The 24,819-nt window shown below is 71.3% G+C and carries 22 protein-coding genes; 10 read left to right on the top strand and 12 right to left on the bottom strand.

The window, feature by feature from the left end; all coding sequences use genetic code 11:
* Positions 1 to 26: 26 nt before the first annotated feature.
* The 9 genes from ACIBKX_RS08320 to ACIBKX_RS08280 form a co-directional block, all read right to left on the bottom strand.
* Positions 27 to 908, bottom strand: a complete 882-nt coding sequence (locus tag ACIBKX_RS08320) for an alpha/beta hydrolase (RefSeq protein ID WP_363271107.1) — start codon at positions 906 to 908, stop codon at positions 27 to 29.
* Positions 905 to 1,558, bottom strand: coding sequence for an isochorismatase family protein (locus tag ACIBKX_RS08315; RefSeq protein ID WP_399375688.1), 654 nt, complete (start codon positions 1,556 to 1,558; stop codon positions 905 to 907). The genes ACIBKX_RS08320 and ACIBKX_RS08315 overlap by 4 nt, the downstream gene beginning before the upstream one ends.
* Complete coding sequence (locus tag ACIBKX_RS08310) at positions 1,555 to 2,259, bottom strand: SRPBCC family protein (protein WP_363271106.1); 705 nt, start codon at positions 2,257 to 2,259, stop codon at positions 1,555 to 1,557. Before ACIBKX_RS08310 ends, ACIBKX_RS08315 begins: the two co-directional genes overlap by 4 nt.
* Complete coding sequence (locus ACIBKX_RS08305) at positions 2,259 to 2,765, bottom strand: (2Fe-2S)-binding protein (protein WP_363271105.1); 507 nt, start codon at positions 2,763 to 2,765, stop codon at positions 2,259 to 2,261. The genes ACIBKX_RS08310 and ACIBKX_RS08305 overlap by 1 nt, the downstream gene beginning before the upstream one ends.
* Positions 2,762 to 5,110 carry a xanthine dehydrogenase family protein molybdopterin-binding subunit gene (locus ACIBKX_RS08300; RefSeq protein ID WP_363271177.1) on the bottom strand — a complete coding sequence of 783 codons (2,349 nt, stop codon included), beginning with the start codon at positions 5,108 to 5,110 and terminating at the stop codon, positions 2,762 to 2,764. The genes ACIBKX_RS08305 and ACIBKX_RS08300 overlap by 4 nt, the downstream gene beginning before the upstream one ends.
* A gap of 8 nt (positions 5,111 to 5,118) precedes the next feature.
* Positions 5,119 to 5,967: an FAD binding domain-containing protein gene (locus ACIBKX_RS08295; protein WP_363271104.1), complete on the bottom strand. Its 849-nt coding sequence runs from the start codon at positions 5,965 to 5,967 to the stop codon at positions 5,119 to 5,121.
* 103 nt (positions 5,968 to 6,070) lie between these two features.
* A complete protein-coding gene (locus ACIBKX_RS08290) occupies positions 6,071 to 7,468 on the bottom strand; it encodes an MFS transporter (protein WP_363271103.1) in 1,398 nt (465 codons plus the stop codon).
* A 50-nt stretch (positions 7,469 to 7,518) separates the two neighbouring features.
* Positions 7,519 to 8,790, bottom strand: coding sequence for an FAD-dependent oxidoreductase (locus tag ACIBKX_RS08285; RefSeq protein ID WP_363271102.1), 1,272 nt, complete (start codon positions 8,788 to 8,790; stop codon positions 7,519 to 7,521).
* Positions 8,791 to 8,833: 43 nt separating this feature from the next.
* Positions 8,834 to 9,865: a hypothetical protein gene (locus tag ACIBKX_RS08280; protein ID WP_363271101.1), complete on the bottom strand. Its 1,032-nt coding sequence runs from the start codon at positions 9,863 to 9,865 to the stop codon at positions 8,834 to 8,836.
* 377 nt (positions 9,866 to 10,242) lie between these two features.
* On the opposite strand from ACIBKX_RS08280, the gene ACIBKX_RS08275 reads away from it, so the two are divergent.
* From ACIBKX_RS08275 to ACIBKX_RS08250, 6 genes are all read left to right on the top strand, one after another.
* Positions 10,243 to 11,379 carry an ROK family transcriptional regulator gene (locus tag ACIBKX_RS08275; RefSeq protein WP_363271100.1) on the top strand — a complete coding sequence of 379 codons (1,137 nt, stop codon included), beginning with the start codon at positions 10,243 to 10,245 and terminating at the stop codon, positions 11,377 to 11,379.
* A gap of 91 nt (positions 11,380 to 11,470) precedes the next feature.
* On the top strand, positions 11,471 to 12,736 hold the full coding sequence (locus ACIBKX_RS08270; RefSeq protein ID WP_363271099.1) for a sugar ABC transporter substrate-binding protein: 1,266 nt from the start codon (positions 11,471 to 11,473) through the stop codon (positions 12,734 to 12,736).
* Positions 12,733 to 13,680 (top strand): sugar ABC transporter permease, encoded by a 948-nt coding sequence (locus ACIBKX_RS08265; RefSeq protein WP_363271098.1) that lies wholly within the window; start codon positions 12,733 to 12,735, stop codon positions 13,678 to 13,680. Before ACIBKX_RS08270 ends, ACIBKX_RS08265 begins: the two co-directional genes overlap by 4 nt.
* Positions 13,673 to 14,518 carry a carbohydrate ABC transporter permease gene (locus ACIBKX_RS08260; RefSeq protein WP_363271097.1) on the top strand — a complete coding sequence of 282 codons (846 nt, stop codon included), beginning with the start codon at positions 13,673 to 13,675 and terminating at the stop codon, positions 14,516 to 14,518. The genes ACIBKX_RS08265 and ACIBKX_RS08260 overlap by 8 nt, the downstream gene beginning before the upstream one ends.
* Before the next feature lie 42 nt (positions 14,519 to 14,560).
* Positions 14,561 to 15,619, top strand: a complete 1,059-nt coding sequence (locus ACIBKX_RS08255) for a Gfo/Idh/MocA family oxidoreductase (protein WP_363271096.1) — start codon at positions 14,561 to 14,563, stop codon at positions 15,617 to 15,619.
* Positions 15,616 to 16,629, top strand: a complete 1,014-nt coding sequence (locus ACIBKX_RS08250) for a Gfo/Idh/MocA family oxidoreductase (protein WP_363271095.1) — start codon at positions 15,616 to 15,618, stop codon at positions 16,627 to 16,629. Before ACIBKX_RS08255 ends, ACIBKX_RS08250 begins: the two co-directional genes overlap by 4 nt.
* Positions 16,630 to 16,790: 161 nt before the next feature.
* On the opposite strand, the gene ACIBKX_RS08245 is transcribed toward ACIBKX_RS08250, so the two are convergent.
* Positions 16,791 to 18,113 carry a CAP domain-containing protein gene (locus tag ACIBKX_RS08245; protein WP_363271094.1) on the bottom strand — a complete coding sequence of 441 codons (1,323 nt, stop codon included), beginning with the start codon at positions 18,111 to 18,113 and terminating at the stop codon, positions 16,791 to 16,793.
* A 191-nt stretch (positions 18,114 to 18,304) separates the two neighbouring features.
* On the opposite strand from ACIBKX_RS08245, the gene ACIBKX_RS08240 reads away from it, so the two are divergent.
* Entirely contained in the window at positions 18,305 to 19,651 is a 1,347-nt protein-coding gene (locus ACIBKX_RS08240; RefSeq protein ID WP_363271093.1) for a radical SAM protein, read from the top strand.
* Between the two features lie 267 nt (positions 19,652 to 19,918).
* A complete protein-coding gene (locus ACIBKX_RS08235; protein ID WP_363271092.1) occupies positions 19,919 to 21,550 on the top strand; it encodes an FAD-dependent oxidoreductase in 1,632 nt (543 codons plus the stop codon).
* Positions 21,551 to 21,555: 5 nt separating this feature from the next.
* Here ACIBKX_RS08235 and ACIBKX_RS08230 read toward each other — a convergent pair whose 3' ends face one another.
* On the bottom strand, positions 21,556 to 21,699 hold the full coding sequence (locus ACIBKX_RS08230) for a hypothetical protein (protein ID WP_399375686.1): 144 nt from the start codon (positions 21,697 to 21,699) through the stop codon (positions 21,556 to 21,558).
* A 237-nt stretch (positions 21,700 to 21,936) separates the two neighbouring features.
* On the opposite strand from ACIBKX_RS08230, the gene ACIBKX_RS08225 reads away from it, so the two are divergent.
* Together ACIBKX_RS08225 and ACIBKX_RS08220 are read left to right on the top strand one after the other, a co-directional pair.
* A complete protein-coding gene (locus ACIBKX_RS08225) occupies positions 21,937 to 22,674 on the top strand; it encodes an SDR family oxidoreductase (RefSeq protein WP_363271091.1) in 738 nt (245 codons plus the stop codon).
* Between the two features lie 32 nt (positions 22,675 to 22,706).
* The gene (locus ACIBKX_RS08220; RefSeq protein ID WP_363271090.1) at positions 22,707 to 23,261 is read left to right on the top strand and encodes a GNAT family protein; all 555 of its coding nucleotides are present in this window, start codon (positions 22,707 to 22,709) and stop codon (positions 23,259 to 23,261) included.
* A 10-nt stretch (positions 23,262 to 23,271) separates the two neighbouring features.
* Here ACIBKX_RS08220 and ACIBKX_RS08215 read toward each other — a convergent pair whose 3' ends face one another.
* A complete protein-coding gene (locus ACIBKX_RS08215) occupies positions 23,272 to 24,801 on the bottom strand; it encodes an amino acid permease (RefSeq protein WP_363271089.1) in 1,530 nt (509 codons plus the stop codon).
* Between the last annotated feature and the right edge of the window lie 18 nt (positions 24,802 to 24,819).

The raw sequence follows: 24,819 nt of genomic DNA, 5'->3' as shown, positions 1-24,819 counted from the left end.
GCACGGGGGTTGATCGGCACGGAGCGTCAGGTCAGCATCGGGCGCACCGCCTCCCGGAGCGCGGCGAGGGCCGCGCGGGGGCTGTCCCAGAACAGCATGTGACCCGCGTCCGGGACCTCTGCGAGCACCGCCGCCGGATGCCGCCGGGCCGCCTCGGCGGCGCCCGCGCCCGTGACGACGGGACTGTCCGCGCCGTACAGCAGGGCCGTGGGCCCCGGCACCGCCGGCCACCAGTCGAAGAAGTCCTCCGACTCGAAGCCCCGGTGCGTGGCCGCGATCGCCCCCCGGTCGCAGCTCGCCAGCCAGCGGGCCCGCAGCTCCTGCTCCCTGCGCGGCCAGCGCGGCCAGGCCAGCGCCACCTCGTCCGCGTCCGTCCCGCGCCGCGCCTGGTCGAGCTGGCCGAGGAACGCTTCCAGAGGCGTCGGATAGGGCCCGCGTCCGGGCCCGCTCAGCGGCGGGTCGCCGAGCACCGTGCCGCGCAGCGCCACCTTGCCCCGCACCGCGGTGACCGCCGCGATCCGCGCGCCCATGGAGTGCCCGAACAGGACCGGCCGGTCGAGGCCGAGCCCCGTCACGACGGCTTCTGCGTCCTCGGCGTACTCCTCCAGGGCGTAGCAGCCGCCGCTGTCGGAGAGCCCGCGTCCGCGCACGTCGAGGACCAACGGGCGTACGACATCGGTCAGTTCGCGCGCCACGAAGTCCATCGTGACGGCCGGGCTCGTGATGCCGGGAAGGACGAGCAGGGGGACGCCGGGCCCGCCGTAGTCGAGGACGTGCAGCCGGGTGGCGCCCGAGCGGACCCAGCGGCTGGTGGCGGGGGTGTCGGCGAGGTCGGCGAGGGCGGACTGGGGGAGGAAGCGGTGGTCGGGCGGGGGCACACGGTCCACCTGGGGGCGGGGCCGGGTCATGCGGTCCTCCCGGTGAGCGTCTGGAGGTAGTCGACGGCCTCCTTGAGGCCGATGACGTCCCCGTACTTGGCCTGGATGTCGAAGAGGCTCGCCTCGTGCGGGCCCGCCGCGCGGTCGCCGACGCACTCGCGCGGCACGAGCACCGAGAAGCCGCTCTGTACGGCGTCGACCGCCGTCGCCCGCACGCAGCCGCTCGTCGTCGCCCCGCAGACCAGGACGGTGTCGCAGCCGAGACCCGTGAGCAGCGCCGCGAGGGAGGTGCCGAAGAACGCCGACGCGCCCTTCTTCACCACCGTCAAGTCCCGTGTACCGTACGGAAGTCGGGGATCGAGCGCGACCTCGTCGCTGCCCTCGACCAGCGACCGCATGCCCCGCGCCTTGTCCAGCCAGGTGACCGCGTCCCCCGACGCCTCGGCGGGCGTGTACGAGATCGTGGTGAAGACGACCGGTACTTCGGCGGGGCGGGCGCCGTCGATCAGCTCGCCGACCGCGCCCACCACGTCGGTCAGATCCGCGCCCGAGGGAAACCCGGGCTCGGTGAAGCCGCGCGTCAGGTCGACGACGAGGATCGCGGGGCGGGTTCCACGGCGCACGGGGGCGCCGAATCCGGCCCGTTCGTAGGTACGTTCCGTCTCCTGGCCGTAGTTCACGATGCCCTCCCCGGCGTGCGCAGGGCCCGCAGCTCCCGCGCCTGGGCGCCGAGCCGGCCGAGCAGCCAGCCCTCGAAGAGCCCGAAGGCGAAGGCCCCGGCGACCAGGCCGTACTTGGCGGCGGCCGGGCCGAGCAGCATGGAGAGGCCGTCGAGTTCGGCCTCTGCGGGGGCGGCCGTGGTGCGGGGAGCGGCCGCGGCGGCGACGGCGCCAGGCGTCCGCTCCTGATCCAGCAGACTCCTGGCGCCAGGCGTCCGCTCCTGATCCAGCAGACTCCCCAGGTTCTGCGCGAACTGCTGGAGGATCCGGTCCGACACCGTCGCGATCGCCCCCTTGCCGAACTGCGCGATCTTGCCCCGTATCACCAGATCCGTGGAGAGCTGGAGCAGTGCGCCCTCGGCCGCGCCGAGGACTTCGAGGGCGACCTCCGCCTCGGCGTCGCCGCTCCCATGGGTGTCCGCGCCACGGGCCTGGACCCGCAGCCGCCGCCCCTCGGGATCGACCTCCAGGAAGCGGACCGTGCCCGCGTACGCGGCGCTGATCGGGCCGACCTTGATCTTCACGGAGCCCTGCCAGGTGTCTCCGTCGTGCCCGTCGAGCGCGGCGCCCGGCATGCACGAGGCGACCCGCTCGACGTCGTTCATCAGGGCGAAGACCGCGTCCGGCGAGGCCTTGACCGGGACCGAGTTGGTGAGCTGCATCAGTTCTCCTTGCTACAGCGCCGGGCGACGGCGCAGCCGTCGATCGCCTCGACGATGGTCTGGTAGCCGGTGCACCGGCAGAGATTCGCGGCGACGACCTCGCGTATCTCGTCCTTGTCCGCATCGGGGCGCTCGGCCAGGAACCCCTCGGCGAGCATCAGGAATCCGGGGGTGCAGAAGCCGCACTGCAGCCCGTGGTGCTCGCTGAACGCCCTTTGCAGATCGCTCAGTCGGGTGCCGTCCGACAGCGACTCGACGGTGCGGATCTCGGCGCCCTCGGCCTGCGCCGCGAACATCAGGCACGCGCGCACCGGCCGCCCGTCGACCAGGACCGTGCAGGCGCCGCAGATGCCGTGCTCGCAGCCGACATGCGTGCCGGTCAGGCGCAGCTCGTGGCGGAGCACGTCGACGAGGGTGCGGCGGGCCTCGGTGATCACCTCGTGCCGCTCGCCGTTGACGTCGAGGGTGAGGAGCAGCTTGTCGTTCGCGTCGGTCGTGTCGGTCATCGGGACAGCTCCAGGTTCAGGGCGCGGTGCACCGTCTCCGGCGTGATGGGGGTGTGGTCGAGCTCGACGCCCGTGGGGCGAAGGGCGTCGTTGACGGCGTTGAGCACGGCGGCGGGCGCCCCGATCGTGCCGCCCTCGCCCGCGCCCTTCGCACCGGTCTCGGTGAACGCGCACGGCGTCTGAAGGTGATGGATCAGTACATCGGGGATCTCGTGGGCGGTCGGCACCTTGTAGTCCATGAAGCTGGTCGCCGACGGCTCGCCCTGCTCGTCGTACGTCACCTGCTCGAAGAGCGCGCCCGCGATGCCCTGTGCGATGCCGCCCCGGCACTGCCCCTCCACCACCTGGGGGTTGATGGCGACCCCGCAGTCCTCGACGCACACGTACCGCAGGATCTCCACCTGCCCGGTGCCTTCGTGGAGTTCGACGACCACGCCGTGGGTGGCGTTGGAGAAGGTGCCGTCGTTGAACACGTCGAAGGTGGCGGTGGCCGAGAGGCCCGGCTCGATGTCCTTGGGCAGCAAGTGCGCCTGGAGATAGGCGACATCGGCCAGTTCCTCGTACGTGAGCCGTGTGCCGTCACGGTGTCGCGCGGCCCCGTCGGCGAGCTCCACGTCCGCCGGCTCGACCTGCCACCGTGCCGCCGCGATCCGCCGCAGCTTCTCGCCGAGCTTCGCCGCCGCGAGCCGCACCGCGCTACCGCCCACCGTGATGGAGCGGCTGGCGAAGGTGCCCCAGCCGTAGGTGATGCGCTCCGTGTCGCCCTGATGGAGCTTCACCTTGCCGATGTCCAGGGCGAGTTCGTCGGCAACGATCTGCGCCATGGTCGTCTCGTGGCTCTGCCCGTGGCTCATCGTGCCGGTGGTGACGGTCACCGCGCCGCTGGTGTCCATCCGGACCTCGGAGATGTCGAAGCCCGGCACGACCCGCATCTTGCGCTGGGCGAAGGCCGCCGAGCCGTAGCCGGTGCGCTCGCTGAAACAGGAGTAGCCGATGCCGATGTGCCGTCCCTCGGCTGCCGCCGCCGACTGCTTCTCGTACCAGCCCTCGTCCTTGACGAGCCGCTCGCACAGGTTCAGCGACTCCAGGTAGGAGCCGGGGTCGTACGTGATGCCGTTGACGCCCGTGTACGGGAACTCGGTGATGACATTGCGGCGGCGGAGCTCCACCGCGTCCAGGCCCAGTTCCCGTGCCGCCCGCTCGAAGAGCCGCTCCATCACCATCACGTACTGCGGACGGCTCACGCCCCGATAGGGCGCGGTCGGCGCCTTGTTGGTGGTCACCGCGCGGCCGCGCACCCGGTACGCGGGCACCTTGTAGACGCCCGGCATCTCCGCCGACGCCATCAGCGGCTCGATGCCCGCCGTGAACGGATGGCAGGAGTAGGCGCCCATGTCGCACACCACGTCGGCGTCCAGGCCGAGGATCCTGCCCTCCGCGTCGAAGGCCGCGCGCACGTCGTAGTGCTGCTCGCGGGCGAGGAACGAGGCGGACAGGGCGTCCTTGCGGTCCTCGATCCACTTCACCGGCCTGCGCAGCCGCAGCGCCGCCGCCGCGGCGGCGATCTCCTCGCGCCCGACGACACACTTCTGGCCGAAGCCGCCGCCCATGTCGGGTACGACGACCCGCACGGCCCGCTCGTGCAGCCGCAGGCACTGGGACGCCACTGTCCTCACCTGGTGCGGGACTTGGGTGCAGGTGTGCAGGACGAGCTGCTCCTCGCGGTCGTCCCAGCAGGCGACGACGCCACGTGTCTCCAGGGGCAGGGCGTTCTGCCGGCCCGTCCGCGACTCGACGCGCACGACATGGGCGGCGGCGTCGAAGATCTCGTCGATGCCTTCCGTGGCGAAGAGCGAGACGTCCACGAGGGTGTTGCGGGCCGCATCCGCGTGCAGCAGCGGGGCGTCGGGCGCGAGCGCCGCCTCCTCCGACGTGACCGGCGGCAGGGCCGCATAGCCGACCTTCGCCGCCTCCAGGCCGTCCTCCGCCGCGTACGCGTCCCGCGCCACCACGATCGCGACGGGCTCCCCGACATAGCGGACCCGGTCGCGCGCCAGGACCGGCATGGCGGTGGGCACGAACTCCGAGAGCGGACGCCCCAGTTGGGCGGTGATGTCGGTCAGCGCGAGATCGTCGGCCGTGAACGCCGCCACGACACCCGGCACTTCGCGCACCGCCGTCAGGTCGACCGACACGATCTCGCCGTGTGCGACCGTGCTGCGCACGAACTGTGCGTGCAGCATGCCCGGCAGCGCGATGTCGTCGACGAACCGGCCGCGTCCGGTGAGCAGCCGAGGATCCTCGCGCCGCGCCACGGACCTGCCGACCAACCGGCCCTGATTCATGGGCTCGTTCACCGGGCCATCGCCTCCTCACAGGCACGCAGGACGAGCGTGCGGACGAGCTGTTTGCGGTAGTGCGTGCCGCCGGACGCGTCGGCCGGGGGATCGACGGCGTCCGCCGCCGCTGCCGCGCACTCGGCGAAGCCGCCGCCGCCCGCGAGGACGGCCTCTGCCGCCGGGACCCGGACCACGGCGGCGGCCACACCGCCGAGCGCCACCCGGCCGCCGCGCACCGCTCCACCGTCGACGTCCAGGTCGACCACGGCGGAGACGAGCGCGAAGTCACCGCGCCGCTCGGCGAATTCGGTGAGCGCGGCGTGCGGCGCCGGACGCGGGAAGACGATCTCGACGAGGATCTCGTCGGGGTCGAGGGCGGTCGTGTAGTACCCGAGGAAGAAGTCCCCGGCGGCGATCCGGCGCTCGCCGCGCGGCCCCCGCGCCACGAACTCGGCGTCCAGCGCCACGGCAAGGAGACACCACTCGGCGGTCGCGTCGGCGTGCGCGATGCTGCCGCCGACCGTGCCCCGCGTACGGATCGGCAGATGCCCGATCCACCGCATGGCGTCGCGCAGGACCCCGAAGTCCGCCCCGAGCCGCCCCGCCGGGTCCCGCTCCACCGTGTGATGGGTGGTGAGCGCCCCTATCCGCAGCCCGCCCCCGGCGTCCACGCTCAGCCGGTCGAGCTCCCGCAGGCCGCCTATGTCGACCAGATGCCGGGGGCGGGCGAGCCGGAAGTTCATCATCGCGACCAGGCTCTGGCCGCCGGCGACGACCTTGGCTTCGTCACCGAGCTCGGCGAGCAGCCGGGTGGCGCCCTCCAGGTCGCGGGCCCGGTGATAGGCGAAGGGGGCGGGCTTCATGGTCCTCCTGTCGTACGGGTGCGTCGGGCCGGGAGACGGGGCGGTCACGAGGGACGTCTGCGACGGAGCGGTCACGAGGGACGGCTGCTCGGCGAGGAGCCGCTCAGCGGGCCGCCTGCTCGGCGACCGGTCGGGGGGAAGCGGGCGCCGGGGGTTCGCCCTCGTCGTCCAGGGACCGCCCGTTCGTCTCCGGTGCCGCCACCGCCATCCACACCACGGCGACCAGCACCGTCCCTCCCAGCACCGCGAACGTCAACGGCAGCCCCAGGAGCGGCCACATCACCGAGCCGAAGAGCAGCGGCGCGAATCCGGTGAGCGCCCGGCTCACCGAGGAGGCCCAGCCGAAGCCGCTGGCCCGCAGGGGAGTGGGATAGAGCTCGGAGACGTACGCGTACAGGGCGGGAATGGTGAGCTGGGCAAGGAAGCCGAAGACGCCGATCGCCACCACGGAACCCGTCGGCATGTCCCGCACCAGGGCGAACACGACGAGGGCGAGCGAGGCGACCGGGGCCGAGACGCCGATCAGCCACTTGCGGCCGACGAGGTCGACCAGGGCGGTGGAGACGAGGACGCCGACGATGCCCACGCCGCTCATCAGCGTCGTACTCATGAAGGCGGCCGTGTCGCCCTGGCCCTCCTCCTTGAGGATCGACGGCATCCAGCTCAGCGCCGCGTAGTAGACCAGCATGATCGTGGCGAAGAGCAGCCAGGCCGCCGAGGTGATGCGCGGGCTGAAGCTCCAGACGCGGCGCAGCTGCTCGATCGCGGCGGCCGCTCCGCGCGGCCCCTCGTCCGGGACCGGCTCGGGGATGACATAGGGCTCCACGGGCGCCCCGGTCCTGGCGACCAGGTCGTCGATGACGGCGCGCGCCTCGGCCTCGCGGCCCTTCTTCGTCAGATAGATCGGCGACTCGGGGATGCCGCGCCGCGCCCAGAAGAGCAGCAGCGCCGGCAGGACCATCGTGGCGAGCATCCACCGCCAGTTGCCGTCGAGGGTGAGCATCGCCGTGGAGACGAGCCCGCACAGCGTGACGCCGACCGGCCACCACGCGTCGAGCGCGGTCAGGATGCGGCCCCGGTACTTGCGCGGCGAGAACTCGCCCACCAGGGCGTAGTCCACGGGGATGCAGCCGCCGAGCCCGACCCCCGCGAGGAACCGCAGGGCGAGGAAGACCGGATACGTCGGTGCGAGCGCGCCGAGCACCGAGAACACGGCGAAGATCAGCAGCGTGACGCTGAACGCCTTCTTGCGGCCGATCCGGTCGGCGACCGCGCCCCAGGCGACGGCGCCGACGGCCATCCCCACCAGGTTCGCGGTGGCAACGAGCCCGCGCTCGCTGAGCGAGAGGTCGAAGTGCTTGCCGAGGAGCGGCATGAGGAAGCCGTTCAACGCGATGTCGTACGCGTCGAAGAGGTAGCCGAGGCCACCGATGATGAAGATCTTGCCCTGGACCGACCATCTCCAGGGGAGGTCCTGGACGATCTGATCGCCTGTTTTCACGTTCGCTCCACGGTGTCGGGGACGGGACTCGGCGGGGGAACTGGTGGGACTCAGCGGGGGAACTGGTAGGAGAAGGCCCCGAGATCGGGGTCGTTGAGCGGGGTGCCGCCCCACAGCCAGTCGTACGAGAGGTCGGACTCACCGTCGAAGGCGCGGCGCAGCTTCTCGTCCCTGGCCTGCTGCTCGGGGCCGTCGGGGAAGTGGTAGAAGGTCTTGTTCTGGAGGGAGGCGTCCTGCACCATCCCGGCGTGCTTGGCCCGCCGGTCGACATAGCGGCGCAGCGCACCTTCGATGCCGTCGGCCGTGACCGCGCCCAGCTCCTCGGCGAGCACGGCGGCGTCCTCCATGGCCTGCGAGGCGCCCTGCGCCTGGTAGGGGAGCATCGCGTGGCAGGCGTCGCCGAGCAGCGCGACCCGGCCGTCGAGCCACACCGGGTCGCGGCGCCGGTGGTAGAGCGCGAAGCAGGACACGTCCTCCTTCGCCTTGGAGAGCATCGCGGGGACCCGGTCGTCCCAGCCGGGGAAGGCGTCGACGAGGTCCTGCGCGGTGGCCGCCACGGTCCACTTCTCGGCGACCTCGTCCGTGCAGGGCACACAGGCCACGATGTTGAGGAACTCGCCGCCGCGGATCATGTAGTGCACCAGATGCCGGTCGGGGCCGTACCAGATGGTCGACTGGTAGCGGTCCACCAGCCAGCGCGTCGCAGGGTCCGCGGCGATCAACTCGCCCGGTATCAGGGCCCGGTAGGCCATCTCCCCGGAGAACTGCAGGGTGTCGGGTACGTCCATCAGGTCGCGGACGCGGGAGCGGATGCCGTCGGCGCCGATGACGAGGTCGCAGGGGAAGCGCCGCCCGTCGTCGGTGATCGCCACCGGGCGCGCGGGGTCGGCGCGGTCGAGTTCGGCGACCCTGCTCGCGGTGTGCAGCGCGACGACCGGGCCGGGACCCGCCGGGTCGACGCAGGCGTCCATCAGGACGCGGTGCAGGTCGGCCCGGTGGTAGTGCCAGTAGGGCGCGTTGAACTCGTCCTTGCAGCGCTGCCCGAGGGAGGTCAGGCCGACGATGCTGCCGTCCTTCCAGCGCCGCCGCACCTGGTCGAGCGGTTCGGTGTGGATGGCCTCCAGCTGTTTGCGCAGTCCGAGTCCGAGCAGGATCCGGCTGGCGTTCGGCGCCGTCTGGATGCCCGCGCCCACCTCGCCGAGCTGCGGCGCCTGCTCGAGGACGGTGACCCGCAGCCCGCGCTGCCGCAGTGCGAGTGCCGCGGTGAGGCCACCGAGGCCGCCGCCGACGACGGTGACTTCATACGACTGACTGGACGCCACGCTTCCTCCATCTTCCTTGTACGTAGCTGTGCTTGACGCCGGGTCAGCGCTCGGTGAGGCTGCCGCCCGTCACGACCTCGGTGTCGTCGACCGTGACCGTGCAGCCGCGCATGGCGATGTCGAGATGCGCGTACGACTCACGGCCGAGGACGGGGTGCGGGCCCGTCGACCACAGGAAGTTCCCGGCGAAGGCGCGGGCGTCCATGCCCATCAGGTCGTCCTTGCCGTACATCGCGGTGGCGAACCAGTCGGCGGTGCGCATCAGGCCCCAGCCCATGTGGGAGAGGCTGCGCGCCCACTGGTCGTCGGCGTCCTCGAAGAACGTCGAGAGCAGCTCGGCCTCGGCGCCGCCCGACACCTTCTCGATCTGCCCGCCCGCGATCTGCAGGGTCACCGGCTGCCGCACGTATTCCTTGAAGGGCAGCAGGATGTCGCCCTCGGCGAGCACGATCTGCCCGTCGGAGATCTCCGGCCAGCAGAGCACCATCGTGCTCGGCCAGTGGTCCCAGCGGCCCGGGTCATCGGCGAAACCGCACTGGAACTCGGGCTTGGAACCGGCTAGTTGGACCGTCAGATCCGTGCCGGCGTCCGAGGTGACCCGCATGACGGACGACTGCTTGAGCAGCCGCACCCCTTCGAGCACCTCGTCCTTGTCGGACTCCTTGGGGAGGTTGCGGATGAGGACGTCGGGCGCGTCGCAGACGAAGATGATCCGGGTGCCGGCGCGCAGGATCTCCTGCTGGACGGGCGCGTGGATGAAGCCCTCGCGGGTCAGGTCGACGACCAGGTCGGCCGACTTCAGGAGGTCCTGCGCGGTGGAGTCGTTCAGTACGGAGACGAGACCCGGGCCCGCGCCGGTGTGGGTGCTCGGCATCGGCGCGGGGCTGCCGCCGGGCACGGTCGCGGCGATGACATGGGCCCCGCAGGCCTTCGCGGCGCCGAACGCGGCCGCCACATAGTCGCCGCGGCTGCCCGGTTCGGAGAGGACGACGACGTGCTCGCCCTCGCTGAGCCTGCACAGGCGCAGTTCGCGGGTGAAGGCGTCGAGCAGGTCTACGGACGAAAGATCGAACACGGGGAATCCCTTCTTTCGGGCTGCCGCGGGCATGCGGGCAGCGCGAACTCCGGACACGTCGTGCGAGTGGGGAACGAGGGCGTGACGGCAGCCTGGATCGGCCCGTCACACAGGGTCTGAACTGCGGATACGAGGCGGTGGGTGACCGCCCGACTGAGATAATCCGAACACGTACTATCTGGCTTGGCAAGGGGTCGCGCACGGAGTTAACCCGGCTGTTTCTTGATGGGTCGTCAGGCCGGACCGCCCCGCATTCCGCTCCCGCGCAGGGGGTTCCGCACCGGGCCGAGTTATGCAAGTCTCCTACCAATTCCTCGGCGGACACTGCTGATACACAGGTCAACAGTGCTGCCCGGTCATGGATATGGAGTGAAGAAGTGTTGCGGAACGGGACGCGCGGGCACGATCTCGCCTCACTGCGCCGGTTGAACACGACCGTCGTGCTGCGCGCCCTGCACCGCCGCAGCCCCCAGACTCTCGCCGAACTCGCCGCCGGCACCGGGCTCTCCCGGCCGACCGTGGAGTCCGCCCTCGACGAGCTCACCGAGCACGGCTGGGCGGGGGAGGCCGGGCGCGGGGAGGGCGAGCGCTCGCCGGGGCGGCCCGCACGGCGCTTCCGGTTCCGGGTGGAGGCCGGGCACGTCGTCGGCGCCGACATCGGCCTGCACAAGATGGTGCTGCTCCTCGCCGACCTCGGCGGGACGGTCCTGGCCTCGCACCGCGCGGACATCGACCCCGCACTGGGCGGAGCCGAGCGGCTCGCGCTGCTGCGGCGCGGCCTGGAGGACTTCCTGGACGCGCACGCGGTGCGGCGCGACTCGGTCCTCGCCCGCTGTGTCGGCGTACCCGGAGTCGTCGACTCGGGCGGCACGATCACCTCCCACGTCATCCCCGAATGGTCCGGCGTCGACATGGGCCGGCTGCTCGCCGACGGGGAGCCGGGGCACACCCTCGTCGAGAACGACGTCAACCTCGCCGTCCTCGCCGAGCGCTGGCAGGGCGCGGCCACGCTCGCCGGGGACGTGGTCTGCGTCCTCACCGGGCACCGCGTCGCCTGTGCCCTGACCATCGACGGCAGGCTGCACCGGGGGCGCCGCGGCGGCGCGGGTGAGCTGGGTCTGCTGCCGCTGCTCGGCATGAACACCGCGCAGGACGCGCTCAGTTGGTCAGGCGAACGGCAGGCGGGGGAGTCCGAGGTGGCGGCGCTCGCGCGTGCCGCCGACGAGGCCGAGCCGCGCGCCCTCGCGGCCGTCGCGGACTTCGCCGACCGCATCACGCCGGGCATCGCCGCCCTTGCGCTCGCCGTCGACCCGGAGCTGATCGTGCTGACCGGCGGCGCGACCCCGCTCGGCGGCCATCTCGTGCCGCTGATCGAGGAGCGCCTTCGCCCGCTGACCCTGCACGTCCCGCGGATCGCGGTCAGCACCCTCGGCGAGCGGGGCGTCGCGATCGGCGCCGTACGCAAGGCACTCGACCAGGTGGAGGCCGGGCTCCTGACGGACTCGGCGACCTAGCGCGACGGCACAACACGGCAGACCACGGCAGACCACGGCTACCCACGACCACGCGTGACACCGCGTGGCGGCGACCGGAGCGGAGGCGCTGATGCGCAGGAGAACTCTGCTGTACGGAGCGGTGACGGCGGGGGCGGCACCCCTGCTCGCCGCCTGCTCCGGCCAGAGCGACGGCACCGACAGCGGCGGCCGGACCACCCTCTCGTACGGGGTGTGGGACGTGGCGCAGGTGCCGGGCCTGCAGAAGGTGATCGACGCCTTCGAGGAGCAGAACCCGGAGATATCCGTGCGCATGGAGCTCACGCCCTGGTCGAGCTACTGGACCACCCTGAAGACCTCGATGCGCGGCGGCATGGCCCCCGACGTGTTCTGGATGAACGCCGTCAACCTCCAGCTGTACGCGTCCAGCGGCGTCCTCGAACCTCTCGGCGGGCACATCAAGAGCGACCGCACCCCGGTGGACCGGCACCCCGAGGCGCTCGTGAAGATCTACGCCTACGAGGGCGAGCAGTACGGCATCCCCAAGGACTTCGACACCATCGGCCTCTGGTACAACAAGGCGCTCTTCGACAAGGCGGGCATCAAGTACCCCGACGTCGACTGGACTTGGGACGACGTGCGCGACGCCGCCGAAGAACTCACCGACCCGCGCGAGCGCGTCCACGGCATCGCCGCCGAGATGGACCGCCAGGGCCAGCTCTACCCGGCCATCCACGGCGCCGGCGGCTATGTCCTCAGGGACGGCAGGTCGGGCTTCGGCGACGAGCGTTCCATCGAGGGACTGCGCTACTGGACCGACATGATCGACCGCGGCTGGTCCCCGCCGCAGAGCGCCATGGTCGAGTCCAAGGGCCGCAACCGCTACTGGTCGGAGAAGGCCGCCATGTACTACGACCTCTCCGCGATGGCGGGCCAGATGTACGCCGTGCCCGAGCTCAAGGACCACGGCGGCGTCGCCGTACTGCCCAAGGGCCGCGAGCGCGCCACCATCATCCACGGCCTCGCCAACGTCATCTCCGCGAAGAGCCGCAAGAAGGCCGCCGCCTGGAAGTTCGTGCACTTCATGGCGGGCCGAGAGGCCGCCGAGATCCAGGCGGCGGCGGGCGTCACCATCTCCTCGTACGAGGGGACGCAGGACGCCTGGCTCAAGTCGATGCCCGAGTTCGACCTCAAGCACTTCATAGAGATGCAGGAGTACGCGGTGCCGTACCCGAGCTCGAAGAACACGGCCGTGTGGGAGAACCTCCAATACCCGCTGCTCGGCGCCGCGTTCAGCGGCAAGGGCGGCATCGAGGGCGCCGCCCGCACGCTGGGCGAGCAGATGGACCGGGCCCTGAAGGAGGAGGAGCGCGCATGATGAGCGTCTTCCCCTCCACGGCTGCCGCGAAGGCTGCGCGGCGAGCGGATGCCGCCCCTGCAAGAAGCCCCAAGTCCCGCAGTCAGCGCGCCGCCTACCTCTTCATCGCCCCGCTCGGCGTCGGCTTCGCCGTCTTCTACTTCTGGCCGCTGATCCAGACCTTCTACTACAGCTTCACCGAGTTCGGCGCCTTCGGCGGCAACACCTGGACGGGGACCGACAACTACGTACGCGTCCTCAAGGACGTCACCGTCTGGCAGGCGCTCGGCAACACGCTGGTCTACTGCCTCGTCGGACTGCTCGCGCTGCCGCTCGCGATCGGCGTCGCCGCGCTCCTCAACCGGCGCGGACTGCGCGGCGTCGCCGTCTACCGCGCGCTGTACTTCATCCCGTTCGTGACCCTGCCGGTCGCCGTGGGCCTCGTCTGGAACTGGCTCTACAACGGCGACTACGGACTGATCAACGAGGTCATGGAGTGGTTCGGCGTGGACCGCCGCTACTGGGTGTCCGACCCCTCGACCGCCGTCTATGCGATCGGCACCGTGATGGTCTGGTCGACCACCGGCTACTACCTGATCATTTTCATGGCGGGCATCAAGAACATCCCCCAGGACTACTACGAGGCGGCCGAGTTGGACGGCGCGGGCCCGCTGCGCCGCTTCTTCACCATCACGCTGCCGCTGCTCAGCCCGACGATCTTCTTCGCCTCGATCATCTGCATGATCAACTCGCTGCAGACCTTCGACCTGATCTACATCATGATGTCGGAGAAGAACCCGGCGATCGGCGACACCCAGTCCGTGGTGAGCCTCTTCTACAAATGGGCCTTCATCGAGAACGCCCAGGGCGCGGCCGCCGCGCTCGCCTTCCTGCTCATGCTGATCATCGCGGCGCTGACGCTCGTGCAGTTCAGGCTGCAGAAGAGGTGGGTGCACTATGCGTGAGTCCTCGCCCCGCCGCAGCCGGATCAACGCCGGTTCCGTCGCCACCCATGCCGCGCTCTCGCTCGGCGCCCTCGTGATGGTCTTCCCGTTCCTCTGGCAGCTGCTCACCGCGGCGAAGTCGCTCGCCGAGACGGCACGCGTGCCCCCGACGCTCCTGCCCGACACCTGGAACTGGTCGGCCTTCGAAGAAGTCTTCACCTCGCTGCCGTTCCGGGAGATGCTCGTCAACAGCGCGCTCAACACGGTCGGACGGACGGTGGGACAGCTGGTCTTCTGCTCGCTCGCCGCGTACGCGTTCGCGCGGATGCAATTCCGGGGCCGCAACGTCCTGTTCGCGCTCTTCCTCTCCGTCCTGATGGTGCCGAGCTCACTGCTCGTGCTTCCGCAGTACGACATCATCCAGCGGCTCGGCCTGCTCAACTCCGCGCCCGCACTCTTCCTGCCCGGCATGTTCAGCGCGTTCGGCACGTTCATGCTGCGGCAGTTCTTCCTCTCCCTGCCGAAGGAGCTGGAGGAGGCCGCGCGCATCGACGGCGCGGGCTCCTTCCGCATCTTCTGGTCAGTGATGCTGCCGCTGGTGCGGCCCGCGCTCGCCGCGCTCGCCGTCATCACCGCGATGTGGTCGTGGAACGACCTGCTGTGGCCGCTGATCGTCAACACCGACCCGGAGAAGATGCCGATCAGTGCGGGACTGACCTCGTTGGAGGGCCAGTTCGAGACCAACTATCCCGTGATGATGGCCGGTTCGCTCATCGCGAGCCTCCCGATGCTGCTGGTCTACGTCTTCCTGCAACGCCACTTCGTGCAGAGCGTCGCGCTCTCCGGCTCCAAGAGCTGACCCACCCCACTCCTCCGAGAACCAGGAAGGCAGCACCTTTTGATGCCACCGCTTCACATCGGCCTGCTCGGCGCGGGCGGCATCGCCCGCGCCCATCTGCCCGGCTGGCTCGAACTGGGCGCACGCGTCAGCGTGTTCACCGTCGACGGGTCGGCCCAGAAGCTCGCCGCCGAGTTCGAGGGGCGCGGCGTCACCGCCGTCTCCGGCCTCGACGCCCTGCTCGACGCCTGCACGGCCGTCGACATCTGCACCCCGACCCCGACCCACAGGGAACTCGCCCTCGCGGCCGTCGCCGCAGGCCGGCACGTCGTCTGCGAGAAGCCGCTCGCGCTGACGGCACAGGAGGCGGAGGAGATCGCGGACGCCGCCGAAGCGGCGGGCGTACGGCTGCACCCCGCCCATGTCGTCCGGTACTTCCCGGCGTACGCGGCCATGCAACAGGCCGTACAGCGCGGCGAGTTGGGGGAACTCGCGGTACTGCGGTTCACGCGCGGCGGGGCGCGCCCGCAGTGGGCGCCCTGGTTCGGCGACCCCGCCAAGTCCGGCGGCGTCATCATGGACCTGATGGTGCACGACATCGACATCGCCCGGTGGATCGCCGGCGACGTGGTCCGGGTGCACGCACAGACCCGCGGCGTCGAGCACGCGACCGGCGCGGACGGCGAGGTGGTCTCCGCCACGGCCGTCCTCACCCACGCCTCCGGCGCCGTCAGCCATGTCACCGGCCTGTGGGGCCTGCCCGACCAGCGGTTCCGTACGACGTTCCGGATCGCGGGGTCCGACGGTCTGCTGCGGCACGACTCGACGTCCGTACCCGGCTACCGCATCACCGCACAGGGAGTGCGCGCCCCGAACGAGGGCATCCCGTCGAGCCCCATGACGGAGAGCCCCTACCTGACGGAGCTGCGGGAATTCGCCGCGTCGTGGCAGGAGGGCGGCACCGGGCCGAGGGTGAGCGCACGGGACGGCGTCGAGGCGGTGCGCATCGCCGAGGCGGCGGTGGAGTCGAGCCGTACGGGCCGCGCGGTGGAGCTGCGGACGGGCGCCACGGGCGCCACGGGCGCACAGGAAGCCACGGACACCGAGGAGGTCACGCGATGAAGGTCGCCGTGCTGTCGTTCGCCCACGTCCACGCCGCCGGATATCTGCGCCTGCTGGCCCGGATGCCGGGAGTCGAGGTCATCGGCAGCGACCCGGACACCGGCTCGGCCGCGCCCGGCGAGCTGCGCGGACGCGCCTTCGCGGAGCAGGCCGGGGCCGCCTACGCGCAGACGTACGAGGAAGCCTTCGCCTGGGGCCCGGACGCGGTGATCGTCTGTTCCGAGAACGCCCGGCACCGGCCGCTGGTGGAGCTGGCGGCGGCGCACGGCGTGGACGTCCTGTGCGAGAAGCCGCTCGCCACGACCGTCGCGGACGGCGAGGCGATGCTGGCCGCGTGCCGAGCGGCCGGGGTGCGCCTCGCGGTCGCCTACCCGGTCCGCTTCAGCCCCGCGTACGCGGCGGTCAAGGCGGCGGTCGCGTCGGGCGAGGCGGGCCGGGTCCTCACCGTGTCCGGCGCGAACAACGGCTCGATGCCGACGCGCACCAGGCGCTGGTTCGCCGACCCCGAACTGGCGGGCGGCGGAGCCCTGATGGACCACACGGTCCATGTCGCCGACCTCCTGGACGACCTGTTCGGCGAAGCCCGCCCCGTCGAGGTGTACGCGCAGACCAACAACCTCATGTACGAGGGTGAGGTCGACGCCGAGACGAGCGGCCTGGTCACGGTGGTGTACGACAACGGCGCGGTGGCGACCATCGACTGCAGCTGGTCCCATCCGCGCTCCCACCACTCGTGGGGCGGCCTCGAACTCACCGTCGTCGGCGAGCGCGCGACCCTGGAGATGGACGCCTTCGACCAGTCGGTGCACGGCTACAGCGAGCGCCGCCGACAGGGCCTTGAACTCCCCTTCGGCGCCGACCTGGACGAGCGGATGCTGCGGGCGTTCCTGTACGGGCCGGGGGACTCCGGGATGGACGTGGCCGACGGGGACGGCGGCCTGCGGACACTGAAGATCGTGGCGGCGGGGTACGCGTCGGCGCGCGCGGGGGTGCCGGTGGCGGTCGGCTGAGGGACACGGGGGTGGGCCGAGCGGCCCGGCGGTGAGCCGCTCGGCCCGGCGGTGGTGTGGCACGGGCCGGTGCGCGAAGGCCCCACCTCGCGCCCCGGCCCGCTCTGGAGGCAGACGCAGTGCGTGAGGCGCGGGTTGCCCCGGACGGTCCGGTCGTCCGCTCAGCCGCCGAAGAGCTGGGTCCAGTAGGTGCCTGCCGAGCCGCCGCCCGCGAAGCCGACGCCGAGGTGCGTGAAGGAGGGCTTGAGGATGTTCGCCCGGTGGCCCGGACTGTTCATCCAGCCGTCCACGACCTCCTGCGGGCTGCGCTGCCCGCAGGCGATGTTCTCGCCGATCGCTCGGTGTGCGCTGCCCGCCGCGGACGCGCGGTGCCAGGGTTCGCCGCCGTCCGGCGAGGTGTGCGAGTAGAAGGCGCGGGCGACCATGTCCGCGCTGTGGCCCTGTGCGGCCACGGTCAGGAGCGGGTCGGGGGAGAGGGGGCGCAGCCGCGCAGCCGACCGCTCGGCATTGGTGAGCCGGAGCACGTCGGCGGCCCACCGCGCGAGGCCCTGGTGCGTGAACGGGGCGGCCCACAGCGCCGTCCAGTACAGGTTTCCGGAGCGGGCGTCGGCGCTGTGCGCGACACCGACCTCTGTGTACGCCCGACCGTGCACCGTACGCCGCGACTCCTCGCCGGAGAGGCAGTACTCCACGAATTCGGCGGCCGTGCGCGGCCCGGAGACCAGATGCTCCCCGATGGCCAGGTAGGCGTACCCGCCCGCGACCACGCGCTGGTACAGCGACATACCGTCCACGCCCTCGGAGCCGAGCGCCGAGCGGGCCGCCATGCCCGCGGCGTGTGTGCCCGCGGCGGCGGTGAGGCGGGCGTCGAGGACGACGGGCGGGGCACCGGCGGACGCCCGCGCGGAGTTGACCAGGGGGAGGAAGCCGTCGGGCGCGGTCGGAGGCGGGCCCACGGGGGCCGGTGGTGGTGCGCTGGGGGCGGCCGGTGGCTGCGGGGCCGCGTCCTGCGCCACGTCGATCCCGAAGTCGCGGGCCACCCCGGCGAGCCCGTCCGCGTACCCCTGGCCGATCGCCCGGAGCTTCCAGCCGGGACCCCGGCGGTAGATCTCCGCGATCAGCAGCACCGTCTCGCGGCCGGGGCGGGGAGGGGTGAACCGGGCGACGGGCCGGCCGCCGGGGCCGTGCACCTGGAGGGTGAGGGCGGGCAGCCGCTCCAGGGGAGTTCCGGGGTCGGCGGGGCTGACGGCGACGGTGACGCGGCTCGCACCGGCGCGCAGCCGGTGCGCGTCGACGGTCACCGTGTCCCCCTGGAGACGGGCGCCGGAGGTCGCGGGCTGGTTGTAGAAGACGAAGTCGGCGTCGCCCGCGACCTTCCCGCTGTCGCCCGTGACGATCACGGAGAGGTCGAAGGGACCGGGGACACGGAGCGTGACGGCGCCTTCGGGCAGGGGTACGTTCCCGCCGGGAACCAGCTCGTTCATGCCGGGACAACGCGGGGCCGCGGCCCAGAGGTTCCCGGCCCCACCTGGGTGGGAGGCAGGGCGCGGCCCTCTACCACCGGGGTGTGAGTGAGCCTTGCACCGGAGTCGGATCCGCGCCGCGCGGGCGGGGTACTAGCGTGGGGGCCACGGGAAAGCACAATTCACCGATCAGGATCCGAGGTGCCCGGCCGATGGCAAGCCACAGCGAGAGCCGTACCCAGCTCGTCGAGTCACTCATGGAGCGGTTCCCGCAGGTGCCCAGAGAGGCGGTGATCAAGGAGGACCTGCTGAGGGGCGGCATCGCCTTCGACGAGTCGGCGCTCAGTGATACCTCCAACGAGGCTTCCGGCGACGTCAAGCCGAAGTCCTACTTCATCTTCTCCTTCGACCACGGCACGCTCCCCGAGCTCGGCGCGGCGGCCCTGCGCCGCCCGCCCGAGGAGATCGTCCTCACCGGAGGTCCCTACGACCTGCGGCGCACGGTCGTCTCGGTCCGGGTGAACCCGTCGTCGCCGTACCGGGTGGCGGCCGACGACGACGGCGTACTGGGTCTCTATCTGGACGGCAGGCGCATCTCGGACGTGGGCCTCCCGCCGATGCCGGACTACTACCGGCACACGCTGGAGAACGGCAAGTCGGTGATGGAGGTCGCACCCACCATCCAGTGGGGCTACCTCATCTATCTGACGGTCTTCCGGGTCTGCCAGTACTTCGGCGCGAAGGAGGAGTGCCAGTACTGCGACATCAACCACAACTGGCGCCAGCACAAGGCGGCGGGCCGTCCCTACACGGGCGTGAAGCCGGTCGACGAGGTCCTTGAGGCCCTCGCCATCATCGACAAGTACGACACCAACAAGTCCTCCACCGCGTACACCCTGACCGGCGGCGCCGTCACCTCGAAGGTCGGCGGCAAGGACGAGGCGGACTTCTACGGCCAGTACGCGAAGGCGATCGAGGAGCGCTTCCCCGGCCGCTGGATCGGCAAGGTCGTCGCGCAGGCACTGCCCAAGGCGGACGTCCAGCGCTTCCACGACTACGGAGTGCGGATCTACCACCCCAACTACGAGGTGTGGGACCCGTATCTCTTCGAGCGCTACTGCCCCGGCAAGGAGCGCTATGTCGGCCGTGACGAGTGGCACCGCCGCATCCTGGACTCCGCCGAGGTCTTCGGGCCGCGCAACGTGATCCCCAACTTCGTCGCGGGCGTGGAGATGGCCGAGCCGTTCGGCTTCAAGACGGTCGGCGAGGCGATCGACTCCACCGTCGAGGGGCTCGAGTACTTCATGTCGCGCGGCATCACCCCGCGCTTCACCACCTGGTGCCCGGAGCCGACGACACCCCTGGGCAAGGCCAACCCGCTGGGCGCGCCCCTGGAGTACCACGTGCGGCTGCTCGAGGCCTACCGCGCGACGATGGAGTCCAACGGCCTGTCGTCACCCCCCGGTTACGGCCCGGCGGGACCCGGCCGCGCGGTGTTCTCGGTGTCGTCGTTCATGGACAGCCTGCCGGCGGAGGAGGCCGTCTCCGAGAAGGCCTAGGGGCCGGCCAACCGGTCGGTGCGGCCCGGACGAGATCCGCGCGGCGTACGCCGGTCGCACGCCGGTCATATGTCAACGTCCGTCGCGCGCGCTCGCCCGGACGGGCGGCGTCCGGGTCTCCGGGGGCGGGCAGGACTCACTCTGCGGAGTGAGTCCTGCATATGCGTTCGGCACTTGATGGAACAGGCTTCGGTGGTGATGCCTCGCGGTCAGGTGTGCGCCGGACGCGATGGGGACCGCTCACCCGCCCGACCCGAGAGGTGAGCCATGAGTGAACAGAACGTCGACCGGAGTACGCAGGGCCTGTACCACGCGATGTCAGGCGTGGCCGGACCGCTGAGTGCCGGTGTCGCGGACCCACTGGACTTCTCTTCCGTGGCGCGGACAGCGGGCGGGGCACGGTCCGTCCTGATCCTCGGCGCGGGAGTCGGCGGTCTGACCGCCGCCTACGAACTGAGCAGGCTCGGCTACCGGTGCACGGTGCTCGAGCCCCAGCAGCGCACCGGCGGCCGCAATCGCACAGCCCGTGCGGGTGACGAGCTGTATGAGCTGGACGGGACGGGGAGCCCGGTGCTGACCCACACCGTCGGCTTCGACCCCGGTCTCTACCTCAACCTCGGCCCCGGCCGCATTCCGTACCACCACCGCCGCGTCCTGCGGTACTGCGCGGAACTGGGGGTCGATCTCGAGCCCTACGTCATGGAGACGACGGCGAACGTCGTGCGCCGCGACGGTCACACGGCGGACGGCGCACCCTGGCACAACCGGCGGGTCGCCAACGACACGCGCGGGCATCTCGCCGCGCTCCTGTCCGCCACCCTCGCCGAGGACGACGAGCACACGCAGGCGCTGCGGAGCCTGCTGCGCAAGTTCGGGGACCTGAACGCGGACGGGGAGTACCAGGGGTCCACCCGCTCCGGATACGCCAAGCCCCTGGACGTCCACGGGTTCCCGACCGCCGCGCCCCCGCTGCCCCTCGCCGACCTCGTCGCCTCGAGGTTCTGGGACTCGCCCTTCTACCAGCCGGTCGACCATCTGTGGCAGGCCACGATGTTCCAGCCGGTCGGCGGCATGGACAAGATCGTCGACGCACTCACCCGGCGGATCGCCGACGAGTACGACGTCCAGGTCGAATTGGGGGCGGAGGTCAACGGGATCGAGCTGACCGACGACGGCGTCGAGGTCGGCTATCTCCAGGGCGGCGAGACGCACACGCGGACGGCCGACCTCTGCGTGAGCAACATCCCGCTCCCGGTGCTGAAGGAACTGACGCTGACCGGCTTCTCCGTGGGCTTCGAGAACGCCGTCGGCCTCGTCGGCTTCGCGCCGACGTGCAAGGTGGGCTGGCAGGCGAACCGGCGGTTCTGGGAGGACGACCGCAACCAGATCTACGGCGGCATCAGCTGGACCGACCACCCCATCACCCAGATGTGGTACCCGTCCAACGACTGCTTCTCGGCGACCGGCACCCTCACGGGGGCGTACAACTTCGGCGACAACGCTCGGGAGATGGGCAAGCGCGGGCCCGCCGACCGACTGAGCCTCGCGCTGGAAGGCGCGGCCCAGCTGCACGTCGAGTTCAACGACCGCGAGACCGTCCCGCCCGAGCTGGGAGTCAGCATCGCCTGGCACAAGGTCCCGCATCAGCTGGGCGGCTGGGCCGCCTGGGACCCGGACGACCCGGACCACATGACCGCCTACAAGGAACTCCTGGAGCCGGAGGGCAACGGCAGCTTCTACGTCGTAGGGGACCAGGCCTCACCGCTGCCCGGCTGGCAGGAGGGCGCGATGATGTCGGCGCAGTACGTCGTCGCCCAGATCCACGGCCTCGTGCCGCGCACGGCTCCGGCCACGGTCCAGGTCCCGGACGCGGCCTTCCTCACCCAGGGCCTCGTCTAGACCGTCTACGACCGGTACGCCGTCCCGGTCTCGGGGCGGACGCTGTTCCAGGGCGGCTTCGCGAACTTCACCCCGAACGCGGCGACCACGTACGACTTCGCCAAGCACTCCGAGGCGATCACGGCGTACCGGATGTTCCCCGGCCGCACCCACTACACCTGTGGTGAGGCGGGCTGGGAGGACGTCGCCGACTTCGCGCTCGACTGGGCGCTCAAGCCCGTGTCCGGAGCTTGACCAGGGCTGAGGCCGGGGCTGAACGCCGGGACCGAGCGGCGGGACCGAGCAGCGGGGCCGAGCGGCGGGGCTGTTCCAGAAGCGGGGCTTGAGGAATGATCGATCAAATGAGGTCGGGGTTCACTCGGCCCAGGTCAGCCCCTGGAGGAAACATGCCGCAGACCCCCGTAACCGTGATCACCGGCGGCAGCCGAGGCATCGGTGCGGCGATCTGTACCCGCCTCGCCAAGGACGGCCACCACATAGCCCTCGGGTATCACTCCGACGCCGAGGCCGCCGAGAAGGTCGCCGCCGCCGTCCGCGAGGCCGGCGCCCGCTGCGTCACCGTCCGCATGGACACCGCCGAGGAGGCGGACGTCGACCGTCTCTTCGAGACCGCCGCCGCGGAACTCGGCCCCGTAACGGGCCTGGTGAACAACGCCGGCATCGGCGCCCCCGTCGGGCCCCTCGCCGACGCGGACGTCAGCGCCATGCGCCGCGCCCTCGAAGTGAACGTACTCGGCTATCTGCTCTGCGCCCGCCGTGCGGTCCGGGACATGGCGCGCACCGGCACGGCGGGCGCGATCGTGAACATCTCCTCCGCCGCGGCGACGCTCGGCGCTCCGGGGGAGTACATCCACTACGCCGCCGCGAAGGGCGCCGTCGACACGATGACGATCGGGCTCTCGAAGGAGGTCGCGGCGGACGGCATCCGTGTCAACGCCGTGGCGCCGGGGGTCATCTGGACCGAGTTCCACGCCGACCCGGAGCGCCCCGCGAAGCTCGCCGGTGCCATCCCCCTCGGCCGCTCGGGCCACCCGGACGAGATCGCCGCTGCCGTCGCCTGGCTGCTCTCCGAGGACGCCTCCTACGCGACGGGCACCGTCCTGAGGGTGGCGGGCGGCCGCTGACGCCCGGAGGGGGCGCCTCGTACGCTGGGCGCATGATCAGTGGAGAGGTCCCCCTCACGGCAGACGTCCTGCTGCGTCCGGTCACCCTCGACGACGCGGAGGCCCTGGCCCGCGCCTACCGCCGCAACCGAGTCCACCTGGAGCCGTGGGAGCCGCGGCGGCCCGAGGCGTTCTACACCACGCAGGGCCAGGCGGACCGGATCCGGGCGCAGTTGGAGGAGGCCGCGGCGGGCCGCTCGGCGAACTGGGTGCTCGCCCGCGACGGCGAGATCGCCGGGCACGCCGCCCTGTCGAACATCGTGCTCGGCCCGGTCCGCAGCGGAAACCTCGGCTACTGGATCGACGCGGAGCAGACGGGCCGCGGCCTCGCCTCGGCCGCCGCGAACGCGGTCTGCGAGGCCGCCGACAGCCGGCTCCTGCTGCACCGCGTCGAGGCGGGCACGCTGCTGCACAACACCGCGTCCCAGCGTGTCCTGAAGAAGTGCGGCTTCGAGGAGTACGGGGTCGCGCGGGGCTTCCTGCACATCAACGGAGCCTGGCGCGACCACCGGCTCTTCGAGCGCATCCTCAACGACCGCGAGCCGTAGACCGCGGCGGCTACACGATGTCCTCCGCGATCTCCGCCTGTTCCCGCTCCGACCCGTACGCCGACGGTGTGCTGTAGGAGCGGCGCGCCACGAACCACCACACCGTGGCGAGCGTCAGGACCACGGCCAGCGCGATCGACGCGTAGTTCATCGTGTCGACCGTCACCGGTGACACCTGCGGCAGACAGAACAGCACCGTCACGAACGCGACCCACAGCACCGCGATCCAGCCGATGGGCTTGCTCCAGCGCCCCAGGTGCCACGGGCCGGGCTGGAAGCGGTCGCCCGCGCGCAGCCGCAGGAAGATCGGGATGGCGTACGCGGGCGTGATCCCGATGACGTTGATGGCGGTCACCGCCGCGTAGGCGGTCGGTGAGTAGAGGGACGGCAGGGCGATCACCGCGGCCAGACCCACCGAAAGCCACACCGCCGGTACCGGCACCTGCGTACGGGAGCTGACCTTGCGCCACAGCGCCGAACCCGGCAGCGCGTTGTCACGGCTGAACGCGAACACCATCCGGCTCGCGGCGGCCGTCTCCGCGTTGCCGCAGAACAGCTGGGCCACGATGACGATGAGCAGCAGCGCCGTTGCCCCGGACTCACCGAGCGCGTCGATCATGATCTGCGCGGGCGGCACCCCGGTCTCGGTGTCCTGCGTGCCCGCGTAGTCCTGGATCGCGAAGGTCAGACCGGCGAGCAGCACGAAGCCGGCTATCCACGAGGCCCAGATGGCGCGCACGATGCCGCGGGCCGCCGAGACCGAGGCGTTGGACGTCTCCTCCGACAGATGCGCCGACGCGTCGTACCCGGAGAACGTGTACTGCGCGAGCAGCAGGCCGATCGCCGTGACGTAGAGCGGGTTGTCCCAGCCGGTGTCGTTCACGAACTCGCCGAAGACGAACGACGGCGACTGGTGGTGGTCCGGCACGATCGCGAGGACGCCCACGATCACGGCGACACCGGCCACGTGCCACCACACGCTGATCGAGTTGAGCAGACTCACCAGACGTACGTTGAACAGGTTCAGGACGGCGTGCAGCAGCAGGATGCAGAGGAAGATCAGGAACGTCTTCTCCGGCGTCGGCTCGAAGCCGAACCTGAGGTTCAGGAACGCGCCGGTGAACAGGGCCGCGCCGTAGTCGATGCCCGCGATCGCGCCGAGCAGGCCGAGCAGGTTGAGCCAGCCCGTGTACCAGCCCCAGCGGCGCCCGCCGAGCCGGTCGGCCATGTAGTAGAGGGCGCCCGACGTCGGATACGCGCTGGTGACCTCGGCGAGCGCGAGGCCCACGCACAGCACGAAGAGCCCGACGCCCGCCCAGCCCCACATCATCACGGCGGGGCCGCCGGTGCCGAGGCCGAATCCGTACAGGGTCATGCAGCCGGACAGGATGGAGATGACGGAGAAGCTGATGGCGAAGTTGCCGAAGCCGCCCATCCGGCGGGCGAGCACCGGCTGATAGCCGAGTTCCCGCAGTCTCTGTTCCTCGTCCGGCGGCGGGGTCGGGGCCGAGGCGGCGCTCGACCAGGTGGTGCGGGACACGGACGTACCTCCGTAGGG

Source organism: Streptomyces sp. NPDC050658, assembly GCF_044457025.1.
Taxonomy (GTDB): domain Bacteria; phylum Actinomycetota; class Actinomycetes; order Streptomycetales; family Streptomycetaceae; genus Streptomyces.
Note: the sequence above shows the minus strand (reverse complement) of the source record. Positions and strands in the feature narration are given on the sequence as shown.